This is a genomic window from Anabaena sp. PCC 7108 (assembly GCF_000332135.1).
GTDB lineage: Bacteria > Cyanobacteriota > Cyanobacteriia > Cyanobacteriales > Nostocaceae > Anabaena.
Map to the genome: position 1 here is coordinate 1,554,914 of NZ_KB235896.1, position 22,889 is coordinate 1,577,802.

Annotated in this window: 19 protein-coding genes; 12 read left to right on the top strand and 7 right to left on the bottom strand. The window is 40.8% G+C overall.

The window, feature by feature from the left end; genetic code table 11:
- Positions 1-127 precede the first annotated feature (127 nt).
- Both ANA7108_RS0107815 and ANA7108_RS0107820 read right to left on the bottom strand, forming a co-directional pair.
- Complete coding sequence (locus tag ANA7108_RS0107815; protein ID WP_016950221.1) at positions 128-562, bottom strand: VOC family protein; 435 nt, start codon at positions 560-562, stop codon at positions 128-130.
- 174 nt (positions 563-736) lie between these two features.
- A complete protein-coding gene (locus ANA7108_RS0107820) occupies positions 737-1,249 on the bottom strand; it encodes a TIGR02652 family protein (protein WP_016950222.1) in 513 nt (170 codons plus the stop codon).
- A 352-nt stretch (positions 1,250-1,601) separates the two neighbouring features.
- On the opposite strand from ANA7108_RS0107820, the gene ANA7108_RS0107825 reads away from it, so the two are divergent.
- From ANA7108_RS0107825 to ANA7108_RS0107840, 3 genes are all read left to right on the top strand, one after another.
- Positions 1,602-2,123: a gamma carbonic anhydrase family protein gene (locus tag ANA7108_RS0107825; RefSeq protein WP_016950223.1), complete on the top strand. Its 522-nt coding sequence runs from the start codon at positions 1,602-1,604 to the stop codon at positions 2,121-2,123.
- Between the two features lie 297 nt (positions 2,124-2,420).
- Positions 2,421-2,546, top strand: coding sequence for a photosystem II protein Y (locus ANA7108_RS0107835; protein ID WP_016950225.1), 126 nt, complete (start codon positions 2,421-2,423; stop codon positions 2,544-2,546).
- A gap of 333 nt (positions 2,547-2,879) precedes the next feature.
- Complete coding sequence (locus ANA7108_RS0107840; RefSeq protein WP_016950226.1) at positions 2,880-4,157, top strand: Mur ligase family protein; 1,278 nt, start codon at positions 2,880-2,882, stop codon at positions 4,155-4,157.
- Positions 4,158-4,332: 175 nt separating this feature from the next.
- On the opposite strand, the gene ANA7108_RS0107845 is transcribed toward ANA7108_RS0107840, so the two are convergent.
- Positions 4,333-5,631 (bottom strand): sugar ABC transporter substrate-binding protein, encoded by a 1,299-nt coding sequence (locus ANA7108_RS0107845; protein WP_016950227.1) that lies wholly within the window; start codon positions 5,629-5,631, stop codon positions 4,333-4,335.
- 143 nt (positions 5,632-5,774) lie between these two features.
- Here ANA7108_RS0107845 and pilM point away from each other — a divergent pair, with 143 nt between their 5' ends.
- The 7 genes from pilM (at position 5,775) to ANA7108_RS0107880 (ending at position 14,876) form a co-directional block, all read left to right on the top strand.
- A complete protein-coding gene (gene pilM / locus ANA7108_RS0107850; protein WP_369750739.1) occupies positions 5,775-6,923 on the top strand; it encodes a type IV pilus assembly protein PilM in 1,149 nt (382 codons plus the stop codon).
- A gap of 4 nt (positions 6,924-6,927) precedes the next feature.
- The gene (locus ANA7108_RS0107855) at positions 6,928-7,722 is read left to right on the top strand and encodes a PilN domain-containing protein (RefSeq protein ID WP_016950229.1); all 795 of its coding nucleotides are present in this window, start codon (positions 6,928-6,930) and stop codon (positions 7,720-7,722) included.
- Positions 7,719-8,483, top strand: coding sequence for a hypothetical protein (locus ANA7108_RS0107860; RefSeq protein WP_016950230.1), 765 nt, complete (start codon positions 7,719-7,721; stop codon positions 8,481-8,483). The genes ANA7108_RS0107855 and ANA7108_RS0107860 overlap by 4 nt, the downstream gene beginning before the upstream one ends.
- A 274-nt stretch (positions 8,484-8,757) precedes the next feature.
- Complete coding sequence (locus ANA7108_RS0107865) at positions 8,758-11,172, top strand: type IV pilus secretin family protein (RefSeq protein WP_016950231.1); 2,415 nt, start codon at positions 8,758-8,760, stop codon at positions 11,170-11,172.
- A gap of 589 nt (positions 11,173-11,761) precedes the next feature.
- On the top strand, positions 11,762-12,046 hold the full coding sequence (locus tag ANA7108_RS0107870; RefSeq protein WP_016950232.1) for an HU family DNA-binding protein: 285 nt from the start codon (positions 11,762-11,764) through the stop codon (positions 12,044-12,046).
- 26 nt (positions 12,047-12,072) lie between these two features.
- Positions 12,073-13,314, top strand: coding sequence for a threonine-phosphate decarboxylase (locus ANA7108_RS0107875; protein WP_016950233.1), 1,242 nt, complete (start codon positions 12,073-12,075; stop codon positions 13,312-13,314).
- A 71-nt stretch (positions 13,315-13,385) separates the two neighbouring features.
- Entirely contained in the window at positions 13,386-14,876 is a 1,491-nt protein-coding gene (locus ANA7108_RS0107880; RefSeq protein WP_016950234.1) for an NAD(P)/FAD-dependent oxidoreductase, read from the top strand.
- A gap of 229 nt (positions 14,877-15,105) precedes the next feature.
- Here ANA7108_RS0107880 and ANA7108_RS0107885 read toward each other — a convergent pair whose 3' ends face one another.
- Together ANA7108_RS0107885 and ANA7108_RS0107890 are read right to left on the bottom strand one after the other, a co-directional pair.
- Positions 15,106-16,836, bottom strand: coding sequence for a DUF3685 domain-containing protein (locus tag ANA7108_RS0107885; protein ID WP_016950235.1), 1,731 nt, complete (start codon positions 16,834-16,836; stop codon positions 15,106-15,108).
- Positions 16,837-16,955: 119 nt separating this feature from the next.
- Positions 16,956-17,414: a Fur family transcriptional regulator gene (locus ANA7108_RS0107890; protein ID WP_016950236.1), complete on the bottom strand. Its 459-nt coding sequence runs from the start codon at positions 17,412-17,414 to the stop codon at positions 16,956-16,958.
- 527 nt (positions 17,415-17,941) lie between these two features.
- Here ANA7108_RS0107890 and ANA7108_RS0107895 point away from each other — a divergent pair.
- Entirely contained in the window at positions 17,942-18,427 is a 486-nt protein-coding gene (locus ANA7108_RS0107895; protein WP_016950237.1) for a CRR6 family NdhI maturation factor, read from the top strand.
- A gap of 544 nt (positions 18,428-18,971) precedes the next feature.
- Here the strand turns inward: ANA7108_RS0107895 and ANA7108_RS0107900 are convergent.
- A complete protein-coding gene (locus ANA7108_RS0107900; protein WP_016950238.1) occupies positions 18,972-19,937 on the bottom strand; it encodes a glycosyltransferase family 9 protein in 966 nt (321 codons plus the stop codon).
- A gap of 132 nt (positions 19,938-20,069) precedes the next feature.
- Here ANA7108_RS0107900 and ispD point away from each other — a divergent pair, with 132 nt between their 5' ends.
- Positions 20,070-20,750, top strand: a complete 681-nt coding sequence (gene ispD / locus ANA7108_RS0107905) for a 2-C-methyl-D-erythritol 4-phosphate cytidylyltransferase (RefSeq protein ID WP_016950239.1) — start codon at positions 20,070-20,072, stop codon at positions 20,748-20,750.
- Between the two features lie 4 nt (positions 20,751-20,754).
- Here the strand turns inward: ispD and ANA7108_RS0107910 are convergent, their stop codons facing one another.
- Positions 20,755-22,533 carry a ShlB/FhaC/HecB family hemolysin secretion/activation protein gene (locus ANA7108_RS0107910; RefSeq protein ID WP_016950240.1) on the bottom strand — a complete coding sequence of 593 codons (1,779 nt, stop codon included), beginning with the start codon at positions 22,531-22,533 and terminating at the stop codon, positions 20,755-20,757.
- Between the last annotated feature and the right edge of the window lie 356 nt (positions 22,534-22,889).

A 22,889-nucleotide genomic window follows, 5' to 3' on the forward strand; every position in this document is an offset into this window, starting at 1 on the left:
TCCTTCTTTCTTCGCGTCCTATCCCTTCGGGACGCTTCGCGAACGCGTCTTTGCGGTTCATTACATCCGGATTCTTTTACTGAGAAGGCAGTAGGGGAGACGCGGTGAGGGGGAGATGCGGGAAAAATTACGAATTACCAAGCTTTGACAAAAAGCGGATCAACTCCAGAGGTAAACCATCAGCGTCAGCAATGAAAGCGACTTCCAAAATGCGATCGCCTATTTGCTGTTGTGTAGGTTCTAAAAGGATTTTCAAAGGCTGTAAATCACTTACCAAAGCCATTCGTGCCTTTAAATTTTCCAACCAGCCATGCAAATCTGGCGTAACCTCAGTTAAATCAAAGGAAAGATGATAATAGCCTACATAATGCTCATCTGCAAAAGCATCAGGGGCTGGTTTTGGCTGAGGAATTTGGATTAATTCAATGCGGCTATCCATTCCTTCCAGCCAACAAGCTAAAGTATAACCTGTAGTAAAGCGATCGCCAACTGTAAATCCTAACTGCTCATAAAAAGCGATCGCATGATGAATATTGCCAGTCCGAATAGAAACGTGGTGCATAATTCAGTAGTGAGTAGTGAGTAACGAGTGCTGAGTCATCTAAATTACCTTGCTAGAGTTATGAACCAAGTAATGCTCCTCGTATATACAAGTAGATGAAGACCTTTGACTAAGAGTAACTACTAATTATTATCATTCAGCACTCCACACTCGGCACTCAGCACTCAGTACTCTTTACTCAAACAGACGGAAATAAGGATAACGGACAGGAACACCTAGCTCTTTGTCCAAATCAAAATTAATCACTCCCCAGCAAGGTTCCTGAGCCGCATCTGGACCAAACTCTACTGGTAAGCCATACAAACGAGCAGAAGCTCCTTCTGGTTGTCCAGCACGCCAAGGACTACTGCGTTCCAAATAACCACTCATTAATTCCTCATAGCGTCGGGCAATAATCACCTTGGTAGCGCGATAGCCTTGGGTATAAAGCTTATCTAACGCTTCGTGAATCTCAAACCGAATACCATCAGGATGAGTATGTTGCCGATACCATTCACCATCCCATCTACGCCAATGACGACCCGACTGGAGATGAACCAACTCTTCAGTTTTTGGATCTGCTTCAAAAGCGCCATGACGCGTACATAGATATGTATCAGTCAAAGTCAGCGCGGGAATATTCTGACGGCAATGGGGACACTGTATTTCAGCGCCAAAAATTGGGTACTGCAAGCCTGGATTTATCATGAAGTGCATAATACAAACATAGTTTTCTCTTTACCAGCACCATTGGGTTTAATTTTACCCTTCGGCTCCCCTACTTTTAGTTACTTGCTCACTGCTCCACACGATCATGGGTTACTGCTTGAGCAAACTAGTACAATACGACCGAAATAAAACTACTATTAAAAATTCCTAAAAAGCTGGCGTAATCTGCTTTTTAATTATTAATTTTTAATTATTAATTTTTAATTCCGGGTAGAGGTACTAGTGGCTTCCTCAAAGTAGAGGGCAACCGGCTGTGATATCCTGGTTGTGCAGCCAGCCTTAAAAGTTGGAGTTTTTCCAGTGTTCCTGGGTACCATATCAACATTCTATCGTGTCTACTGTTTCCTATTGGACATCTCCCGATTTTTCTCAAGCTGCGTTTATCGCCAGTAACGCCGTTGTTATCGGCTCAGTCAGCATTGCAGCCCAGGTAAGCATTTGGTATGGAGCCGTTGTGAGGGGGGATGTAGAGCGCATTGAAATTGGCGAATGCACAAACATTCAAGATGGAGCCATTTTACATGGTGATCCTGGTTGTCCCACAATATTAGAAGATCATGTCACTGTCGGACATCGTGCTGTAGTACATTCTGCCCACATCGAGTCTGGGAGTTTAATTGGTATAGGCGCAATAATTTTAGGTGGAGTTAGAGTTGGTACAGGTAGCATCATTGGTGCTGGTGCAGTTGTCACTAAAGACATACCACCATTGTCGTTAGTTGTAGGCATCCCCGCTAAAATAGTCCGTCAACTCACAGACACCCAAGCTGCAGAACTCATCGAACACGCCGAAAAATACCATAAATTAGCCCTCGTTCATGCCGGTAAAGGGACTGATCTTGGTTTTAGTTAGGTGACTGGGAGATGGGGGGACGCGGGGACACGGGGACACGGGGACGCGGGGACGCGGAGACACGGAGACACGGAGACAATTAAGAATAATTTAATTACCTTTTCCCCAATCACCTTTTCCCCAATCACCTTTTCCCCAATCACCTTTTCCCCAATCACCTTTTCCCCAATCACCAATCACTAATGACTTAACTATTCTTTACACTAGAGGTTGGAAAAATACCCCACTTAAGCTAAAAATAAAAATTGAGAGATGTTGACAAAACTTTAAATTCTAATTAACAGAGGGCTTCTAAATATGGACATCGATACCCGTGTAGTAATTGTTTTAGCACCAGTAGTGATTGCTGCTAGTTGGGCTGTGTTTAATATCGGTGCTGCGGCTTTAAGACAAGTGCAAAACTTTTTAAACAAAGAAGCCTAATTAGCTAATCGGTAATGAAGGGAATAGGGAACAGGTGAGTCCAGCGCCTTGGGCGGGTTTCCCGACTTGTGGTGACTGGCTTATCCCTTACGGGAGTCGGAGGCATCATCCGAAGGGGAACAGAAAAAATATATACTTTGAAGAAGACACGGGGACACGGGGACACCCCATATCTAAAGCCAGGAATTCCAGCAAGGAATGTCTATTTTCTCCTCCACGACTCAAGTCGGGGGCTTGAAACCATTTGCGTCGAACGTCGGACACAGGCGACTCTCCGCCTCGCCGCGTCTCCCACTCTCCGCGTCCTCTTCAGTCACCTATTCCCAATTCCCAATGTCCGTGAATCCTGACTTTTTACTTCAACCCTTTCAACACTTTGGTGTCAATCTGGGACTATCCCGCATTGTCGAATTATTGGCAAATTTCGGAAATCCTCATCACCAAGTTCCTGTAATTCATGTGGCTGGAACTAACGGCAAAGGTTCTGTTTGTGCTTATCTTTCCTCAATACTTACTGAAGCTGGTTATCGCACAGGACGCTATACTTCCCCTCATTTAGTTGATTGGACAGAACGTATTTGTATTAACGAGCAGCCAATCGAACCAAGTGAGTTGTGCGAATTAATACTAAAAATTAGAGATGCTATTGACTCCGAGACAGAATCACCTACTCAGTTTGAAGTAATTACCGCAGCAGCTTGGTTATATTTTGCACAACAGAAAGTTGATATAGCGGTGATGGAAGTTGGTTTAGGTGGGCGTTTGGATGCAACTAATGTTTGTTCTCAGCCTTTGGTGACAGTAATTACTTCCATAAGTCGAGAACACTGGCAGCAACTAGGTCCCACTATTGCCGATATTGCCAGAGAAAAAGCTGGTATTATCAAACCTGGATGTCCTGTAGTAGTAGGTCAATTGCCAGCAGAGGCGGAAACAGTGGTGCGATTGCTTACTCTAGAATTACAATGCCCTATTTTTACCCCTCAACCTGCTAAGAATATTAACCCAGGATGGGCAGAATATCAAAGATTAGATGTAGATAAAATAGAAAACTCTCAATCTAAAATTAAATATCCATTACCGTTAAAGGGACAAATTCAATTACATAATTCAGCTTTAGCTTTAGCAGCTTTGGAAATATTGCAACAACAAGGTTGGGAAATTTCTGAAACAGCCATTATTAAGGGCATGGAAAAAACTAAATGGCCAGGCCGAATACAATGGACTACCTGGAAAGATCATAAACTATTAATTGATGGCGCACACAATCCAGCCGCAGCCGAAGTTTTACGTCATTATGTAGATAGTCTCAATACTCAAAATATAACTTGGGTAATAGGAATGCTGGCTACTAAAGATCATGCTGATATTTTTCAAGCACTTCTCAAAAGAGGAGATAAATTATATTTAGTACCAGTTCCCGATAGTAATTCCGCAAATCTTGATAATTTAACAAAATTAGCCCTGGAAACTTGCCCAAATTTAGGTTTTTGCAGCACCTATCCAGATGTATTCTCAGCTTTAGATGCTGCATTCACCTCTACAGATAACTTAGTAGTTTTATCCGGTTCTCTCTATTTACTTGGTCATTTTTTAGGGAATAGGGAATAGGGAACAGGGAACAGGGAACAGGGAATAGGGAACGGGGAACAGGGAATAGGGAACGGGGAACAGGGAACAGGGAACAGGGAACAGGGAATAGGGAACGGGGAATAGGGAACGGGGAACAGGGAACGGGGGAATTTTTCCAATTACGAATTACGAATTACGAATTACGAATTACGAATTACCGATTATCCCATTGTTGTGCTGCATCTTCTACAGCTTTATCCACCGTTTTTTCACCCAACATTGCAGCTTGGAGATTTTCATAAATTGTCTTTTGCAAGAGTTTGAAATCTTTGATTTTCGGGGTTAAAACCTCAGCTTGTTGCATTTGTTGGGCGCTGATAATACGCCCTTTTTCCACAGTTGAGGCATTATTTGGAACTTCTTTAAAATAGCTGTCAGCAAGTGATTTAATTGTTGAAGGTAAAACATTAGCCGCTTTAGCAAAAGTTAGTTGATTTTCATCATTAGTAACAAACAAGGCAAACTTAACCGCTGCGTCAGGGTTTTTAGTGGCACGGGGAATGACTATATTCATGACAGCGACATTTTTCTTACCTGTATCACCAGTAATTTGGGGTGCTATGGCTGAAGCTTGAGCAATTTTTGGGGCATTATTAGATATTGTCTTCAGAAACTCAGGCCCAGAAGCTAAAAACGCAGTTTCCCCAGATTGGTATAAATCAATTGCATGACGGTGGCCTTGTGTCAATGATTCTTTAGGTAGTAATTTTTTCTTATACAAATCTACCCAATATTGAAAAGCAGCTTTTCCCTGTGGTGAATTAAAACCGGCTTTTCCTTCAGCATTAATTAAAGTAACTCCCATTTGCACAAATGATTCCAAGACTTCACCAGAATCTTGAGGAACAAAAGTGGCAAAAAATGCGTATTTACCCGTTTTATCTTGAATTTGTTGTGCTGCTTGCGCTATTTCTGCATAAGTTGCAGGTGGTTTCTTGATACCTGCTTGTTTTAATAAATCAGTGTTATAAATAGTTAACCTCGTTGTGAGGTACCAAGGAATCCCAAAAGTCTTACCATTAAGGCTACTAGCTTGCCAAATATTGGGCAAATAGGAGGAACGAACCTCTTTTGGGACTTTTGCATCCAAATCTAACCAAGCATTTCGTCCAGCAAGTTGGGAGGCAAAATCTGGATTAAGGTTGACAACATCTGGTGGCGTTTTTGCGGAGACAGCTGTTAAAATCTTGTTCTCCATTGCCGACCAAGGCACATCCACCCATTTTACTTTGATACTGGGGTTTTGCGATTCAAAAGTCGTAATTAGACTTTGGAAGTAATTTGTAAATTGAGGTTGGAGTTGCATAGTCCAAAACTCAATGGTTGCTGCTTCTGGAGTCGCTGGTTTTGTAGCTGTATTAACACTACTTGTGCTACAACTTACTACCCAACTGCTCAGTAAGCCAATTAATGCCCAAACCGTCATTTGTGAGAATTTTCGTAATTGAATCATCGTGGTAATATTTTTACGATTGAAAAGGGTGAAAAGCTGATGGAGAAATGTCGAGATTATAGGCTATATAGATTACTTAGTACTAAATTAGTTTTGAATAGGATTTAAATTTTTCATTTAGCAATGTAGCAGGTAAAACTGTGGTGAAAGTCTTAAATAGTTTCGGTAGTCTCAATAAAATCGGTAAAATCGGTAATCTCGGTAGTCTCTTTGGCAAATCTAATAAAGGAGTTGGTATCGAGCTTGCACCAGAACGCATGAACATAGTTCAGCTACGCAAGCAACGCCAAGGCTTAAAGATAGAGACGTTAACAACAGTTCCAGTACCAGAGGGAATAATTACCGACGGTCAAATTAACGATTCCCCAAGAATGGCGGAACTAATTCAGCAAGTAATGGCTGAAAGTAAAATCAAGGCTTCTCGCGTTGCTACTTGTGTACCAGGACGAGATGCTATTGTACGTGTTATCCCTGTGCCAGCAGAATTGGATAATAAAGAGTTACGGGAGATGGTACTCAACCATGAAGCAGCTTTGTATTTGCCCTACCCAAGAGAAGAAGCTGACGTAGATTATCAGAAACTTGGGTACTTTGTAGATGAGGATGGAATTGAAAAAGTACAAGTGCTGTTGGTTGCCACTCGTAAAGAAGTTACAGATACCTATGTTAATACATTTGCAGAAGCAGGATTAAAAATTGATGTTTTAGAAATTAACAGTTTTGCGCTCATTCGGACTATTCGTGACCAGTTGCGGCTGTTTGGACCCCAAGAAGCAGCAGTTTTAGTTGATATTGAATTTGACAGTACAGAAATCGCCATCATCATCAATGGTGTACCGCAATTTTCGCGCACTGTACCAATAGGAACATATCAACTACAATCGGCTCTATCAAGGGCAATGAATTTACCCACATCACGAGATATGGATATGTTGATGGGAATGACTATTCCAGCCAATTCTAATGATGCTGGAAGAACCGGGACTACTGGAGTTAATCCGGGAATGGGTCCCATGCTGAAAGTACTGGGAGAATTATCAGATGAACTGCGCCGTTCTATTGATTTTTACATTAATCAAAGTGAAGGTTTAGAAGTAGCGCAGATTTTACTAGCTGGAACAGGGGGGGGACTCCAACAGTTAGATGAGTTCTTTACCCAAAGGTTAGGTTTTCCCACAACCCAAATAGATCCTATCAGGGATTTAGCCTTAGAAGTAGAAGCAGAAAAATACCCATCAGTGCAACGCCCAGGTTTGGGAATAGTACTTGGTTTAGGAATGCGGGAGGTATAACAAAGTGTATAGTCTGGATATTAACTTTCTCAAAGACCGCTTACCTACTGAAATTAACTCAGAAAGAACTGTTAGACCACCAATGCAACTGGGAAATTTAATGCCAGTGTATTTGGGAATTGGAGTGGGTTTGTGTTTGCCGGCACTGGTGTTCTGTGGCTTATGGTTTTTGCAAATGGAAACTGGTAAGTTAGAGCAAAAAATAGGAAAACTAGATCAAGAAAATAAGGAACTAGATGGAAAAATAGCCAATATTAACAAAATCAAGGGTGAAACAAAAGGTATTCAAGTGCAAACACAAGCTTTAGTAACTGTGTTTGATCGGATTCGTCCTTGGTCAGCAATGTTACAGGATTTGCGCGATCGCATTCCCAAAAATGTCCAAATTGATAATATTAAGCAAATCGCTCCCGTTATCCAAGCTCAAACCACTCCAGGACAACCCCCTAGTAATCCAGCCGGAGGTATAGAAATTAATGGCTTTGCTCGCTCTTTTAGGGATGTTAACGACTTCGTACTGAGTTTAGGTCAGTCTAAGTTCATAAATGCCTCAGAAAGTAAAATTAGTACAGCAGAGTTAATCGATGCCCCTCCAGAAACAGGTGCTATTCAACCGGATAATCAATCTAATGAAAGTGGTGTAAAAATTAAACCAACTCAAGTGGTTAAATATACAATTAAGGCTGGTCTGAGTACCACACCTGCATCAGAACTAATTCGTGAGTTAGAACAAAAAGGCACAATCGGATTAGTGACTAGACTTCGTAGTATCCAAAAAACAGGAGTCATTGCCAAATGACACTTAGTGATGATTTAAGTTTTTCACAACACGCTAACGGATTCGATGATGCCCCATCATCTAACCCCGTTATTTTTGGCGTAACTTTAACAGCCCCAATCATTGGCGCAATAGTCGGAGGTATAGGGTTTCTTGCTGCTGGTTACATGATACTTAACATTGTCATGCCCGCTTGGGACACCTATCAGCAACAACAAACAAAAAGTAACGAACTGCAAGGACAAGTTGATCAAAAGAGACTTCAATCTCAACAAATTGACAAAGTACTAGCAGAATTAGCTCAGGCCAAGCTACAACAAGTTCAAGTTTTGGCTTTATTTGCTAACGAAAAAAGTTTGGCAACCTTGCTAATGGATACCAGTCGCTTGGTAGATTCTAGCAATGGTAAACTTACGGCTAATTCCGTCAGAGCGACACTGAAAAAGTTTGTACCATCAGGAGATCAACCACAAGTAATTATTGATGATAGCTTAGGAGCCGAAGTCAACAATAAGCTCAAACGCAGCACTATTAAAGTGGAAATTGAAGGCACTTTTGAACAAACGCAGTCTATTATGCGTAATGTTGAGCGGTTACAGCCTTTGTTGCTAGTCAAAAACTATGACTCAAAATTAGTTCCCCCAGAAGTAGATAACTCAGAGGGAAGAAACAAGATAGTGCAGACTGGCCCAGGAAAACTGGCAACTTCCTTTGATTTAGAGGCATTGATGCCATTAACTCAAGAGGAAGCAACAACAGCAACTGCGAATGCGAAGAAGTAGCAATTACAAAGTGCTAAGTGCTGATTTGTAGCTGGAATGTAAATTTTAATGTACGACAAGTTTAATTACAGATGGTTGGTTAAGTAACTACCATCTACGGCGTACATTCAGAACCAATGAAAAAAAGATTAGAGACTAGTGCGGTAAGATGGAATTCAAAATTCAAAAAGCTGATGATATAAGCTTTTCAAATATTTTGAATAGTAGCTTTATTTCCGCCAAGCTGCACTAGTAGACATACAAACAGGGTTTTATTTAATGTGAGGAATGAACTGTGAAACAGGTTCATGGTAATGTTTTAATATCAGGTACGGCAGCTTGTGTACTTTTAGCAACACAACCCGTGTTGGCACAAACGAGTAAAATTACTGCCGTGCAACTAAATCCCGCAGATGGGGGAATTAGTGTAATTTTAAAGACTTCTTCCGGTGACAGACCCCAGGTTTTTACCACAAAAAGAGACAAATCTTTAGTTGCAGACATCATCAATACGCAACTGCGTCTACCCCAAGGTAAGAGTTTTCGGCAAGAAAACCCCGCACCGGGAATTGCATCTGTAGAAGTTAATCAGTTAGATACCAATAGCGTACGGGTGACAGTAACTGGTAGCGACAATGTCCCGACTAGTCAGCCTTTAGTGCGAAAGGATGACAGCCTGACTCTAGGATTTACTCAATCCACAGACGCGACAGCAACACCCAGTACTAACAACACCACAGCATCAATACCAACAACCCCTGCTAATACTTCTGTAGAGTCTGGTAAAAAACCGGATGTGTTAGTGCCTAACCCAGAAGTATCTATTGACGGCCAACCTGCAAAATCAGCAGGTCCTAACCAACCTTATAACCAAGCTCCTCCTTTCCTACCCAGAGCAGTTGCTCCACCAGTAGGAGATATTACTCAAGCTAACATTGATACTTCTCCCAGCATTATTGATTTAGGTACTCAAGAACGGGTTCCACGTTTAGTGTTGCGAGAGGCACCAGTTAGGGAAGTTTTGTCACTGCTGGCTCGTGCAGCTGGTCTTAACTTAGCTTATGTAGGTAGCGAAGCAGCAGGAGGTCAATCGGCTGGGGGTCAGCAAGGTCAGTCTGGTGCGGCTACGAGTAGCAGTCAGACTATTTCCCTAGATATAGAAAATGAACCTGTTCAAGATGTATTTAATTACGTTTTGCGCTTGAGTGGTTTAGAAGCTAACCGTAGTGGACGCACGATTTTTGTTGGTACGAAACTGCCTAATTCCACCCGTGATAATGTGATGCGGAGTCTGCGACTAAATCAGGTATCAGTTGGAGTCGCTTTGAACTTTTTGGTAGGTTTGGGTGCAGAAAGTGCCGTCAGCCGTGAAAGACAAGTTACTAATGTCAATGCTGTACCTGTAGGGACTGGAGTTGCTCCCATTACCCAAACCCAGACAACTACAGAAACGAGAGTTGAAACTCAGCGTATTGACTATAAAGATTCAACACCTTTACTCAGGGGTTTACAGGCATTAGGAGACGAGCGCACCAATTCTGTTACTTTGATTGGTTCTCCTAAAATGGTGGAGATGGCAACAACTCAATTAACTCAACTTGATATCCGTCGTCGTCAAGTGGTAGTTAATGTCAAAATTATTGATGTGAACCTATCTGGAGAGCAACTTTATAACACCAGCTTTTCCTTTGGGGTTGGTAATAATTACTTCTCTGTTGATGGTGGTGCAGCCAGTCTAAATTTCGGTGGTTCCAGACCAGCCACTAGCACTGAAGCAAGAAACAGTATAACTAGTACACCTACTGCCGTTAATACACTTAGTGGCGCTAATATTTTTAATGACACAAGTGCATTAAATCCTCGTGCTGGCATACAAACTGACCCTACGAGACCAGGACTGACAGAATTTACCCCAGCCGTTCCAGGAACAACTACAACATCGGTTGTACCGATTACCATTGATCCTAATACTGGGCTGGGTACTCAGTTTGGTTTTCAAACTACGACAACCAGTGGAACTCCTGCTCAATATACATACGAGCTACCAACGTTGTACCAATTCCCCAAACGTCTTTTAGCTAGTTTGCAAGCTCAGGTTACAAGTGGCAATGCTAAAATTTTGACCGATCCAAGCTTAATTGTGCAAGAAGGTCAAACAGCTAATGTCAAACTTACTCAGGAAGTGGTAGGAAACATCAAGAACGAAATTACTCGTGGTGATGGTGCTACTACGCAAACTATCACAGCGGAGAAAACAGATGTGGGTTTGACCCTGGCTGTAAAAGTAGATCGCATTGACGATAACGGTTTTGTTTCCTTATCAGTTGCACCTGTAGTTAAAGCACCCCAAGCGCCAGCAGATATTAACGTTGGGACAGGCTCTCAAACCATCTTCTTGGTATCTGAACGCTCCCTAAATTCTGGAACAATTCGGCTGCGAGATGGTCAAACATTAATTCTTTCTGGTATTATTCAAGACCAGGATCGGACAAGTGTTACCAAGATTCCTATTTTGGGTGATATTCCCTTCATTGGTTCACTGTTTAGAAGAACAAACAGAAATAATGAACGCAGAGAGGTGATTGTGTTACTCACACCACAGGTAATGGATGATTCTGAGCGTTCCAGCTATGGTTATAACTACACTCCTAGTCCACAGGTGCGGCAAATCCTTGAGCGTCGTGGTTTGAAGCTTCCCGGTCGAGAGTAGGCTGTACAGATAGCCGGCTTATGCAAAAAAGTTGGGTATCACAGGTCATAAACACCTGCGATAAAGTAGAGACGTTCCATGGAACGTCTCTACAAGGGTTGTAGATAACGCATATTTAAATTCGGTGGATTGCTCTTTCAGCTTTTTTTCTCCAAAGCAATTCTCACTGCATTGTGAAACCGATCTTTGTCCATGCAAAATTTCCTGATTCGTAACCTTAAAACATTAGTACCATTTTAATTCTAAGGAAAAAAATAACTTTTATCCGTTAATTAACCCCAGTCTCCAACTCCCAGTCACAAGTCTCCAGTAAGTATTTATTCCTAAAAAGAGGGTGTTTCGAGTACAACAATGACCCAAAAAACACAAAAAATCCTGAAATCTATATAAATTAATGCTTTCATCTGTTCACTTCGGGCTACAACGCCTTAGAATGATTCATTGAAAAGTCGCGCCAATCAGATTTACAGAGATTTTGAGTGTAAATACTCTTAAGGAACGATTTTTGTAATTCTGCAAACAGAGATTTCCGTAAGGATGCAACATTGCATTCTCAAAGAATCTCCAGTAAACCTCAAGGAGTTTGATTATGAACAAAGGCGAATTAGTTGATGCAGTGGCAGAAAAGGCTAGTGTCACCAAAAAACAAGCTGATGCTGTTTTAAGTGCCGCCATAGAAACAATCATTGAAGCGGTTTCCTCTGGTGATAAAGTCACCTTGGTAGGATTTGGCTCTTTTGAATCACGGGAACGCAAAGCTCGTGAAGGCCGCAATCCCAAAACCAATGAAAAAATGGAAATCCCAGCTACTAAGGTTCCCGCCTTCTCTGCTGGGAAACTCTTTAGAGAAAGAGTAGCACCCCCAAAAGAGTAAGTTTTGTTCTAGGAAATCTTTTTTTGATGCGACAACAAGCACACGGGGGGAATTTAGCTTGGGCAGCAGCACTAGCTGGCTGTCCCCCTGATGCTATTGTGGATTTTTCTGCCAGCATCAGCCCGTTGGGACCGCCAAACAGCGTTATTGCTGCGATTGTGTCCCAATTTGGTAATCTTAGGCACTATCCAGACCCAGATTATAGAGAACTAAAACTAGCTCTGGGTCATTTCCATCAAATAGCTTCTGAGTGGATTCTGCCGGGCAATGGTTCCGCAGAATTACTCACTTTATTAGGTAGGGAATTAGCACAATTATCCGCAACAATGTTAATTACTCCAGCCTTTGGCGACTATTACCGCACCCTAGCGGCTTACAACGCTAAAGTCCTGGAGTTTCCGGTTGATTTGAACACAGAGAACAGGGAACAGGGACAAGAGGACACGGAGAAAGAGGGACGCGGAGAAAGAGTTGACTGTGAGAAGACAATCTCTCTTTCTCACAAGAAGAAATCAAAGTACCGAATAGATATCGGGATGAAAGAGTTGACTGTGAGAAGACAATCTCTCTTTCTCACCGCGTCTCCCCATCACCGCGTCACCGCGTCCTCTTCTTCCCCATCTCGCAATTGCGGTTTATTGCTGAATAACCCCCACAATCCTACGGGGATGTTATTTTCACGGGATTCTATTTTGCCTTATCTGGAAGAGTTTGCTTTGGTGGTGGTGGATGAGGCATTTATGGATTTTCTGCCCCCAGATGAAGAACAAAGCCTGATTGGGTTGGTGCAGGAATATGAGAATTTAGTAATATTACGATCGCTCACCAAATTTTACAGTCTCCCTGGGTTAAGACTAGGATATGCGATCGCTCACCCTCACCGTCTCGCTAAATGGCAATCATGGCGAGACCCCTGGCCTGTCAATACCCTAGCCGCCGCCGCCGCAATTGCAGCCCTCCAAGATACAGAATTTCAAGAACACACCTGGAAATGGCTACCACTCGCCCGAAATCAACTATTTCAAGGTCTAGCCTCAATTCCCGGATTACAACCCCTAGAAGGGGCTGTTAACTACTTGCTGGTAGAGTCTCAACAATCTACCTCCCAGCTACAAGCACAATTACTCCAGCAGTACCAGATTTTAATTCGAGATTGTCTTAGTTTTAAAGAATTGGGCGATCGCTATTTTCGAGTCGCTGTCCGTTCTAAATCAGATAACCAACGATTACTAACAGCTCTTAAATCAGTTTTGAGTGATGAGTCTTGAGAGATGGGGAGACGCGGGGAAAATTCACTGTTCACTGTTCACTGTTCACTGTTCACTGTCCCCTGTTACCAATGAAAATTGATTACGATATCGTCATTATTGGCGGTAGTGTTGCCGGATACCAAGCGGCCTTAGCTGCAACTCAGTTACAAGCTACAGTTGCTTTAGTACAACCTCAAGTCAACTATGACTTAAATTATCAATATGTACTCAGCGAACTAAGTAAGAGGGTGCAGCAGTCCTTTGATTTAGCAAATCTGGGAATTTTTGACCCGCAGGTAAATAGTCCTACAGTAGGATTACCAGCAAAATCACCACCTGCAATGTCTAATTTTGGCTCTTTCAAAGGCGTGAAAGAAGCGATATTGTATGCTCGTAGTGTGGCGAAAAATCTGTCACACATTAATTCTTTGGCTAATTTAGCAGCCCAAGGGGTAGATATGATCTTTGACAGTGGTCAATTTCAATCTTCTCCCCAATTAGGTTTTGCGGTTAAAGACCGAATTTTACGCGGACGGACATATTTGCTTGCTTGCGGTTCACGTCCAGCAATTCCAGAAATTGAAGGACTACAAGCCACTGGCTATCTAACCCTAGCTAATATTTGGCAGTCTTTAGATCAATCAAACCCCCCCAAAAATTGGGTAATTATTGGTGGTTTACCTCAAAGCATTGAAATTGCCCAAATTTTAGCAAGATTAGGTAGCAACGTTATTTTAATAGTTAAAAATCACCATATTCTGTCTGATATTGATCCAGAAATAGCCCAATTACTACTTGCACAGTTAGAAGTTGATGGTATACGTGTTATTACTCAAACAATAGTAACTCAAGTATTGCGAATTAAAGATAAAAAATGGGTTCAGGCTGGAGATAAAGCCATTGAAACTGATGAAATTTTAGTCGCAACGAGACAACAGCCAAATATAGAATCTCTGAATTTAGCAGCAGCAGGTGTGAAATTTTATCCCCACCGTTTGGTAGTCAATAAAAAACTACAAACCACCAATCACAGAATCTATGCTTGCGGTGATGTTATCGGTGGTTATGATATTGTGAATATTGCTAATTATGAAGCAAACATTGCCCTCAAAAATGCCCTATTTTTGCCTCAATTAGCAGTTAATTATCGGTCTATACCCTGGGGAATATCTTCTCAGCCGATTTTAACACAAGTGGGTTTAACAGAGATACAAGCTCAACGCCAATATGGTAAAAATAAAGTTTTAGTTTTTAAGCAATATTTTAAAACAGTAGCAGCAGCCCAAATCAGAGGGGAAATTACAGGTATTTGTAAATTAATTATCCGAGAAAATGGGGAAATTGTAGGATGTTCTATATTAGGAACCGAAGCAATTGAGTTGATTAATGTTATTTCGCTGGCCATATCACAAAATATTCAAGTTAAGCATTTAGCAAATTTGGCTTCTGTTTATCCCAGCTTCTCGGAAATATTTGTGGAAATAGCCAAGGAATGGGATAGAGAAAGACTTCATAAAAACCACACTTTACAAGAGTTTTTACAAAGCTTTTTCCATTTTCGCCGGAATTGGAATTTATAGTTTTTTTAATACCTCTACCTCTACAGGTAGCAAGTTTTGTGTTGAGGTTAAATCCCCATTACGAATTACGTTCGCGTAGCGTTTCCGATAGCTTGCGTGGCGTAGCCATAGGAAATATTACGAATTACGTTCGCGTAGCGTTTCCGATAGCTTGCGTGGCGTAGCCATAGGAAATATTACGAATTACGAGAATTACGAGAATTACGAATTACGAATTACGAATTACGAATTATTTAGTACGTTCTTTATGGCGATTCTGGGTTTTTTCTATTAAGGAAACACTACCAATACCTTGGAGAATTCCCCGCCCTATTAAACCTAATCCTCGTCCAATTACTTGGGTAAGAATGAAGACAAATCCACTACCTAAAAAGGATAAGATAGATTGTAAGCGGGGTGCAATAGCATCACGCAATTCTAGCAGTAATGTCACGATTAGGGGAATACCAGAAAGTTTTACTAACTCTTGTCTGCGAGGTGCATAAATTGACATTTTGGCAATACCACGAGGTGTAAATACAAATAATTCATATCGGCTTTCAAAAATTTCCTGGGCTTCAATCACATAATTATGCAAACGATATTTCCATGATAAGTTGTTTCTAAATCGTTCAATTTCTCTAGTAGAAATCATGTTACGATCATAAAAACCTTGTTTAATTGTTTCAATATCTGCTAAAAAATTTAATAATGGCTGCACTACAGCATTGGCTACCTGAATCAACAAATTCTCTAAAATTATTAATGCTTGGGAATTTGCTTGTTCACTACTTGCCGGATATGATGTATTATCGATAGACAAATCTGTTTGCCAGATTAGATAAGAAAATAACTCCACAATTAATGGAATTTTTTTGAGAATTTCTGTTTCTACTTCGGCTGCATTATCCAGGATAAAATTAGCTAACTCTATATTTTTTCCACTTATATTTATAGGTGAAAATTTCCCAAAAAAAATTTTAATTACTTCTTGCCACAAATTAAGTAATATTTTATCTTTTAAATCATGTATGAAATTAATTTTCACTTCTGCATTGCGTAAATCATCTAATTCTTGAGCTAATTTTTGCAGAATTATATATAGCAGTTCTCGTTTTTTTTCTTCCCGAAAAATGTCAATTTCTAAGGGCGTATCTGTAATATTTTGTAGAGGAAACTGAAGTTTAGTAACGCAGGATGAAAATACTGTAGATTGTAGCGCTCTGGGGCTGAGTAAAGGCGGTAAAAAAGTTGGTATCTGCTGCGAATTTAATAGACTAATAGCCGTACTTGGGTTGTTAGGTGCAGGTAGTGGTTGAGACGGCTGTATGGGGTGTTTTTCCTGTGGTGCAGATAATAAATGATTAACCAACCAACGAGCCGTCAATAATTCGCGTCTTTGTCCTGCGAGAATAGCTTTATCTAGTAGTGGTAGTCCGGGGGTTTTTAATTCTGCTGTGACTCTGGAGAGAGTGGTGTTAATGTAGTTGATTCCTGACAAACGGATATTATTTCTCAGAGTAGTAAAAGGCAAAGAGGATGAGAAAGATGTGACTATAGACCAATAGTAACCACCATTTGCTACTTCTTGCATAATGGGGACTAATTCAGAAATAGATATCCCTTTAGGACAATAACCATTGATACCAGTAGACTTAGCTGCTGATAGTAATTCTTGCGTAGAGATAACACTCAATAGTAATACGGGTATGTGCGGGTATAATGCCTTGAGTTGTCTACAAAATTGCAAACTGAGTTGCTGAGAGTCCTGAGAATAACCATTACCTAACTCTAAAACTATCAAATTTACTTCGTTAGGGTCTTGGGCTATAATTGCAGCTAAAATTTGCAAGGCGGCGATATCTGTTGGCACATCAGCTACTACTTGTACATGAGATATGCTTTCCAAAGCTACCCTTAAACCTAGACGGAAGATAGGATCTGGGTCTATTAGCAATAATCTTAACGAGCGATCGCGCATACTATGCTCAAATACAAATACACTTTTCTGTCCACCAGGAATCAGATGTGATTTTTAGCTGATTCAACCTGATTGTTATCTATGACTAATGCCCATGTCCTATGCTCAATAACTAATAATTAATGACTATCTTGATCTAATGGTGACTTACGATAGCCATAAAAATTAATGCTGTAGCCAGTAATCTTCACTCCTGTTTGTGCTTCAACTTGGTGGACAACCTCTGCGGATAATTCCACATGAACATCGAGGATTTGATTTGTATCTATACAGTTGACGTGGCTATGGGCATCACTAATATTACCGTATAAACGTCCATCACAATGTTCAATACACTCAATGATACCCTGAGTAGATAGGGCTTCTAAATTTTGATAAACAGACGTGTGTCCGATATCTTTGCCTTGTTGGTTTAAACGATCATAAATCTCTCTGGCAGAAAGATGTTCATTTGCTTGCCAAAGTAGTTCTAGAATAAAGCGACGCTGGCGGCTGACGCGCATACCCAGCACTTGACACTGTTCTAGAGCATCTTCTAAGGAACGAATTGGCTTTTTAGAAATAGCTGGTTTTTGCATATTTCAGTTTTTTAACTATTGGGATATTTCTCCCGTTCAATGTTGATTTATCGACCTAAGGATATTAGACTCGATTGTTTTGCTTATCCCTGTCTTATTGGTATTAAAGCATTTTAGTTTTTGCAGGTTATAGTAACTTTTTTGCTAATTTACATCTGCATTTCTATATTTTAGCTCTAAAACAAACTCATAACAACTTTAGCTTAAACTCTTGATTAATGTCCACGTGAGGATAGACGTATATTATTTACAAGTAGATACGGTAAATACCTCAAACCAAAATATAAAAAACTGATTAAGCTTGATTATGCGAAAATATTCATACAGTCTTTGCATAAGCTGTGTTTCAGAGATTGGGTTTTCTCCTCAAGCAACTCCGAAAACCCTTTGTTGGTGAGTATTTATTATTTGCAGATGACTATAAAGGCTGAAATCGGCTACAGATGCTCTAGCATCAATCCCGAAAAGCTGTTACTGTGGATTCTCGATTCTACTATTGAGCGATCAAAAAAGCGGCCAATCAGTCCATGACAATCACAATCACCCTCAATAACGACTCGATTAACAATCTAGATTTGTCACCTGCACTAACGGTGATTGAATCATTACTACAAGACAAAGCCATTACATCTAACGAACAGTTGTTGTCTTTTGAGATTAACTATACACGAGAACAAAATGATCCACGAGAACTTTCAGAAATTCCAGAAGTGCGCTTATGGTTTGTGCGGCTTGATGCTAAGTACCCTTGGCTACTATTTTTATTAGATTGGAAAGAGGGAGAATTAGCCCGTTACGCTGCTATGTTAGTACCCCATCAGTTCAATTCTAAAGAAGGCATACAGTACAACCCTGAAGCCTTAGAAATCTTTTTGATGCACAAAATCTTTATTTTAAGTGATTGGCTGAAAGGGCAAAGTATCCCCACCCAATTTCGGCTCAAATCCCTAGCACAAATTCTAGGTTATGAATTAGATGATGCTTTCTTTGAGATGATTGAAAAAAGTAATTAGATAGGCTAGATAGGCACAATTCTAGGACTTACGCACTGTACGAATCTGCCATGATGTGAATGAACGAAATTGCGTCGTTTTCGCCTTTGGGAATAACTTATTGAGTAAGGTGCGTCAGATAGAGAGAATCTGTTTTTTGTGAAAATATCGTGTCTGACGCACCCTACAAGAAATATAATTCATATTACATATTTGAGGAATCTTGTCAATGCGTAAGTCCTAAATTCAATATAAACTATGTGAACAAAAATTAACAGTACTACAGTACTTAGGACTTGCTGAGAAAGACAGGTGACAGGTGACAGGTGACAGGTGACAGGTGACAGGTGACAGGTGACAGGTGACAGGTGACAGGTGACAGGTGACAGGTGACAGGTGACAGGTGACAGGTGACAGGTGACAGGTGACAGGTGAGTAGTTTTTAGCAATAGCTCCAATTCAAAGAAAATTCAAAACTTTGAGATTTCCAAAAATTTCACTTTCACAAGTTATGAGTTATTTTTGAATTTTGAATTTTGAATTTTGAATTGGAGCAAATTAATGGTCAACCAACCCAGATTTTTTCTAACACGGTTGCAGGTGAAATATCTGCTGTTTTCCCAGTTAGGGATTGAATCGCCAGAAATTTATCACTTTTCGGTAATAACTGGACTGGATTAAGAGAACCCAGTAGAGCAATAGTATAGGTTTGAACAGCTACACTTAGTTGTAGTGGTGCGCCGTCAATAGAGATCATTAAACTCGCTCCACCAATGATGGCAGTTAACTTGCCAATATTATCGGGGGAAGTAACCTTGATATCTGGGCAAGATTCCAGAAGCGATGGTGATCGCCAAAATTTATCATCATTAGCCTCCTTAATCACCACCACTGGTAACTGTGGCTGTTTTTGTTGGCAATCTTTAATTATTTGCTGCCAACTGCTTACAGGGTAATTCGTATCTGAATTATCAGTTTGAGACCACTGGCCAGAACCACCATAAATCAGGATATAACCTGTTTCATATATCTCTAAGCGTTTTTGCTCCTGTTGCGACCATTCAATATCTGATTTGGGTACATTTACAGCTAACTCCGGTGCAGGTGTGTCAATTCCCAAAGGTTGTAATAGGTCATGGTACATCGCGGCCATATATTGGGATGTGTTCATCGATATCGAGTTAGTGAGAAAACCTGCACCCTTGCCTTGATAGCCAATACGTGCGGGAATTCCCGTTAACCAGAGAAACAAACTTACTAACCAGCTTTGTCCAATAGTAATGGCGACATCATATTCGCGATCGCGGATTGTGCCAACTAAGTTACCCCAATCTGCTAAACTATTACGGTCTTTGTAATCAAAGCTCAATACCTCGTGAACTGACTTGCTCACTCGGTAAGCAGCCTTTGACCGGGGTTCCACAATGACATCTATCTGAGCGTTTGGGTAATAACGCTTCAGGCCATCTAAAGTGGCAAAAAAGAGAATTTGGTTGCCAATTGAGCCAGGTACAAGGGCTACTACACGCATAATATTTATTGACGCTTATAGCTCCTTATTTTAAGGGAATATGGTTAATGGGTAATTGGTGATTGATGATTGGGTTATTCATCTCCTCATTTTCCTATCTTCCTAGTCCCTAGTTAAAAATTGAGGAAAGTTGTGTATTTATTAATTCCTGCCGCAGGTAGCGGCAAAAGAATGGGTTCTGACCGAAATAAACTATTATTACAAGTACGCTCACAACCGATTATTGCCTGGACTCTGCTGGCCGCAGAAGCTGCAAGTTGTATTAGTTGGATAGGAATTATTTCTCAACCTCATGATTGGGAAGACTTCAAAGCAATTGTGGCTGATTTGAAGCTGACTAAACCCATAGAATTCATTCCCGGTGGTTGTACTCGGCAAGAGTCAGTTTACAACGGCTTACAGGCACTACCAGCAGGTGCGAAACAAGTATTAATTCATGATGGCGCTCGTTGTTTAGCTACACCCGATTTATTCAATGCTTGTGCTGAAGCTATTCTTGATTGTCCTGGATTAATTGCTGCTGTATCTGTTAAGGATACGATTAAGGTTGTGGATAAAAGTGGCATAATTCAAAGTACACCCAACCGAGAACAACTTTGGGCGGCTCAAACTCCCCAAGGTTTTGATGTTCAGTTGTTGAAAAAATGCCATGCTGAGGGTGTGCTTCAGGGTTGGGAAGTCACAGATGATGCGGCTTTGTTTGAAAAATGTGGGATTGAAGTACGGATAGTACCAGGGGAGGAGACTAATTTAAAAGTTACCACTCCCCAAGATTTAGCGATCGCAGAATTTATTCTGAGCAATATCAACTAATGAACTACCGACGATAACTAACTCTAAAGTAAAAACCATCATCCTGAGCATTTGTACCGCGATCTTCTAAGTCAGTTAGAGGCAAAGCATAATCTAACCTTAGATCAAGTCCAGGATTCATTTGCCAGGATAGTCCTACTCCTAAACCAGCTAAAAACTTTTGTTTCTGAAGGATATTGGGATTATTCTCTACATTCCAGACATATCCTAAATCAAAAAATGGTCCAATTTGAAAAGACGGACTACCACTAGCATTTCTTTGTAGTATCAGGTTATCTTCCAACCTGAATCTGATTCCGTTGTCACCAGCACGGGCATTTTGCCGATAACCACGCACTGACTGACCACCACCAATTATAAATTGCTGTGAGGGTAATAAGCTATCAGGTGTTAATTGTATATCTGCTTGGGCAATCAAAAAATTGTTATCACTCAAGCGTTGCACTCGCTGTATTTGCCCGAACCAACTGAAAAACTGACCATCGGGTATGGGTGCAGAATTAGTAGTTGCATCTAATGCGTTCAGACCAAAACTAAATACAGATTGCAATGACCAAACACCTTGAACATCTCGCTGTATATAGTCTTGCCCAAATTTTACTACCCGCGTGCGGCTGTTGCCATTTTCGTCGGGACCAAAGCCAAAAGGTGTAGCGCCTGCAAAAGTAAAGGTTTGACCATTTTGAGCAGTAAAAGCTAATGATAAAGCAAATTCTCGACGGAGCGATCGCAGCAATGGTTGACGATAACTAATTTCATATAGCTGGGAATCTCCGTGAATATCAAGAGCTTTAAATTGTTCTTCAATGATATCGAAGTTTTGAATTCCTGCTCTTAGCTGTAAAGTTCCATCCATCGGATTGAGCGGTATTCGGTAGCTAAAATCAAAAATATCTGCCCCGCTCCGGGTTGTATGGTAATAAGAAGTGGAGAAAGTATCTCCTCTACCTGTAATATTTTGATAACTAAGATTAACACCCAATCTTTCTGAACCAATACTAGGTGGGGAATAGTTATCAACACTTAGTCCCACATTAAATGGTTGGGATTCGGTAACTTTTATAACTAAAATATTTTGACCGACTTCACTACCTGTACGCAAACTAGCTTCTACATTTGAGAAGAGTGGGTCAATTTTTAACAGTTTTAACTGGTCTTCCAGAGCGGTTGTGGAAAGAGGCTTACCAGCAACTAAAGCCACGCGCGATCGCACATAATCAGGATTAAGGCGTTTTGTGCCTTGAACTTCAATTTTCTCAATCCCACCCTCAATTACCTGAATTTGTACCACACTCTCAGTAATTGTTTGGTTGAGCAAAATTGCCCTCGAAGTAATGTAACCCCGATCCAGGTATAATTTAGTTATATCCTCAGCAACTTTCCTCAACTCTTCCAAACTCACAGTCCGCCCTTCAACGGACTTAGTAATCGAACTCAATTCCTCTGACGTAAAAATCGTACTCCCACTTACCTGAACTTTCTGCACCTGAACACTCTCAATCGTAGGTGTAGGTGTAGATGTGGTTTCTGGTGGAATATCTGGTTCCACAGGCGTTTCTGTGTCTGTTCGTAGAGGTTGTGGAGATTCTCCAGGTTGCACCAATTTATTTTCATTAGGATCACCTTCTGAATTTGGTAATTGTGCCAGTTCCTCTGTTGTTGATTCTAAAAATATTAGTGAATTTGGCAAATTTTCTGCATAACTTGGCAATGGAGAATTTAACAAAATTGCACCATAAACTACAATTATCTGCCCCACACTAAAACTTAAATTCCCACGCATATTACTCTCTCTTTCAAACTGAATAATTTTCAATAATCGACTTCTTGATTTCACAAACTCAGGACTCAATACTGTTCTGTTAAGAATATTCTTAGGTTGGCTTGAGCGATAGCGAAACCCAACATTTCGGGAGATTTATTGGGTTTCCTTACGTCAAATGCCATTCGCCACAAGCCGGGAAACCCGTCCAAGGCGATGGCTCCCCAACCTACGCAATTTTATTTTCAGGACTTACGCAAAATCATGAAGAAACGAACCGCAGAGGACGCAGAAGACACAGAGGAATAGGAGTTTGGGAGAGTTTTTGCGTAAGTCCTAATTTTTTTCGCTTAACCGACAAGTATTGACTCAGAACT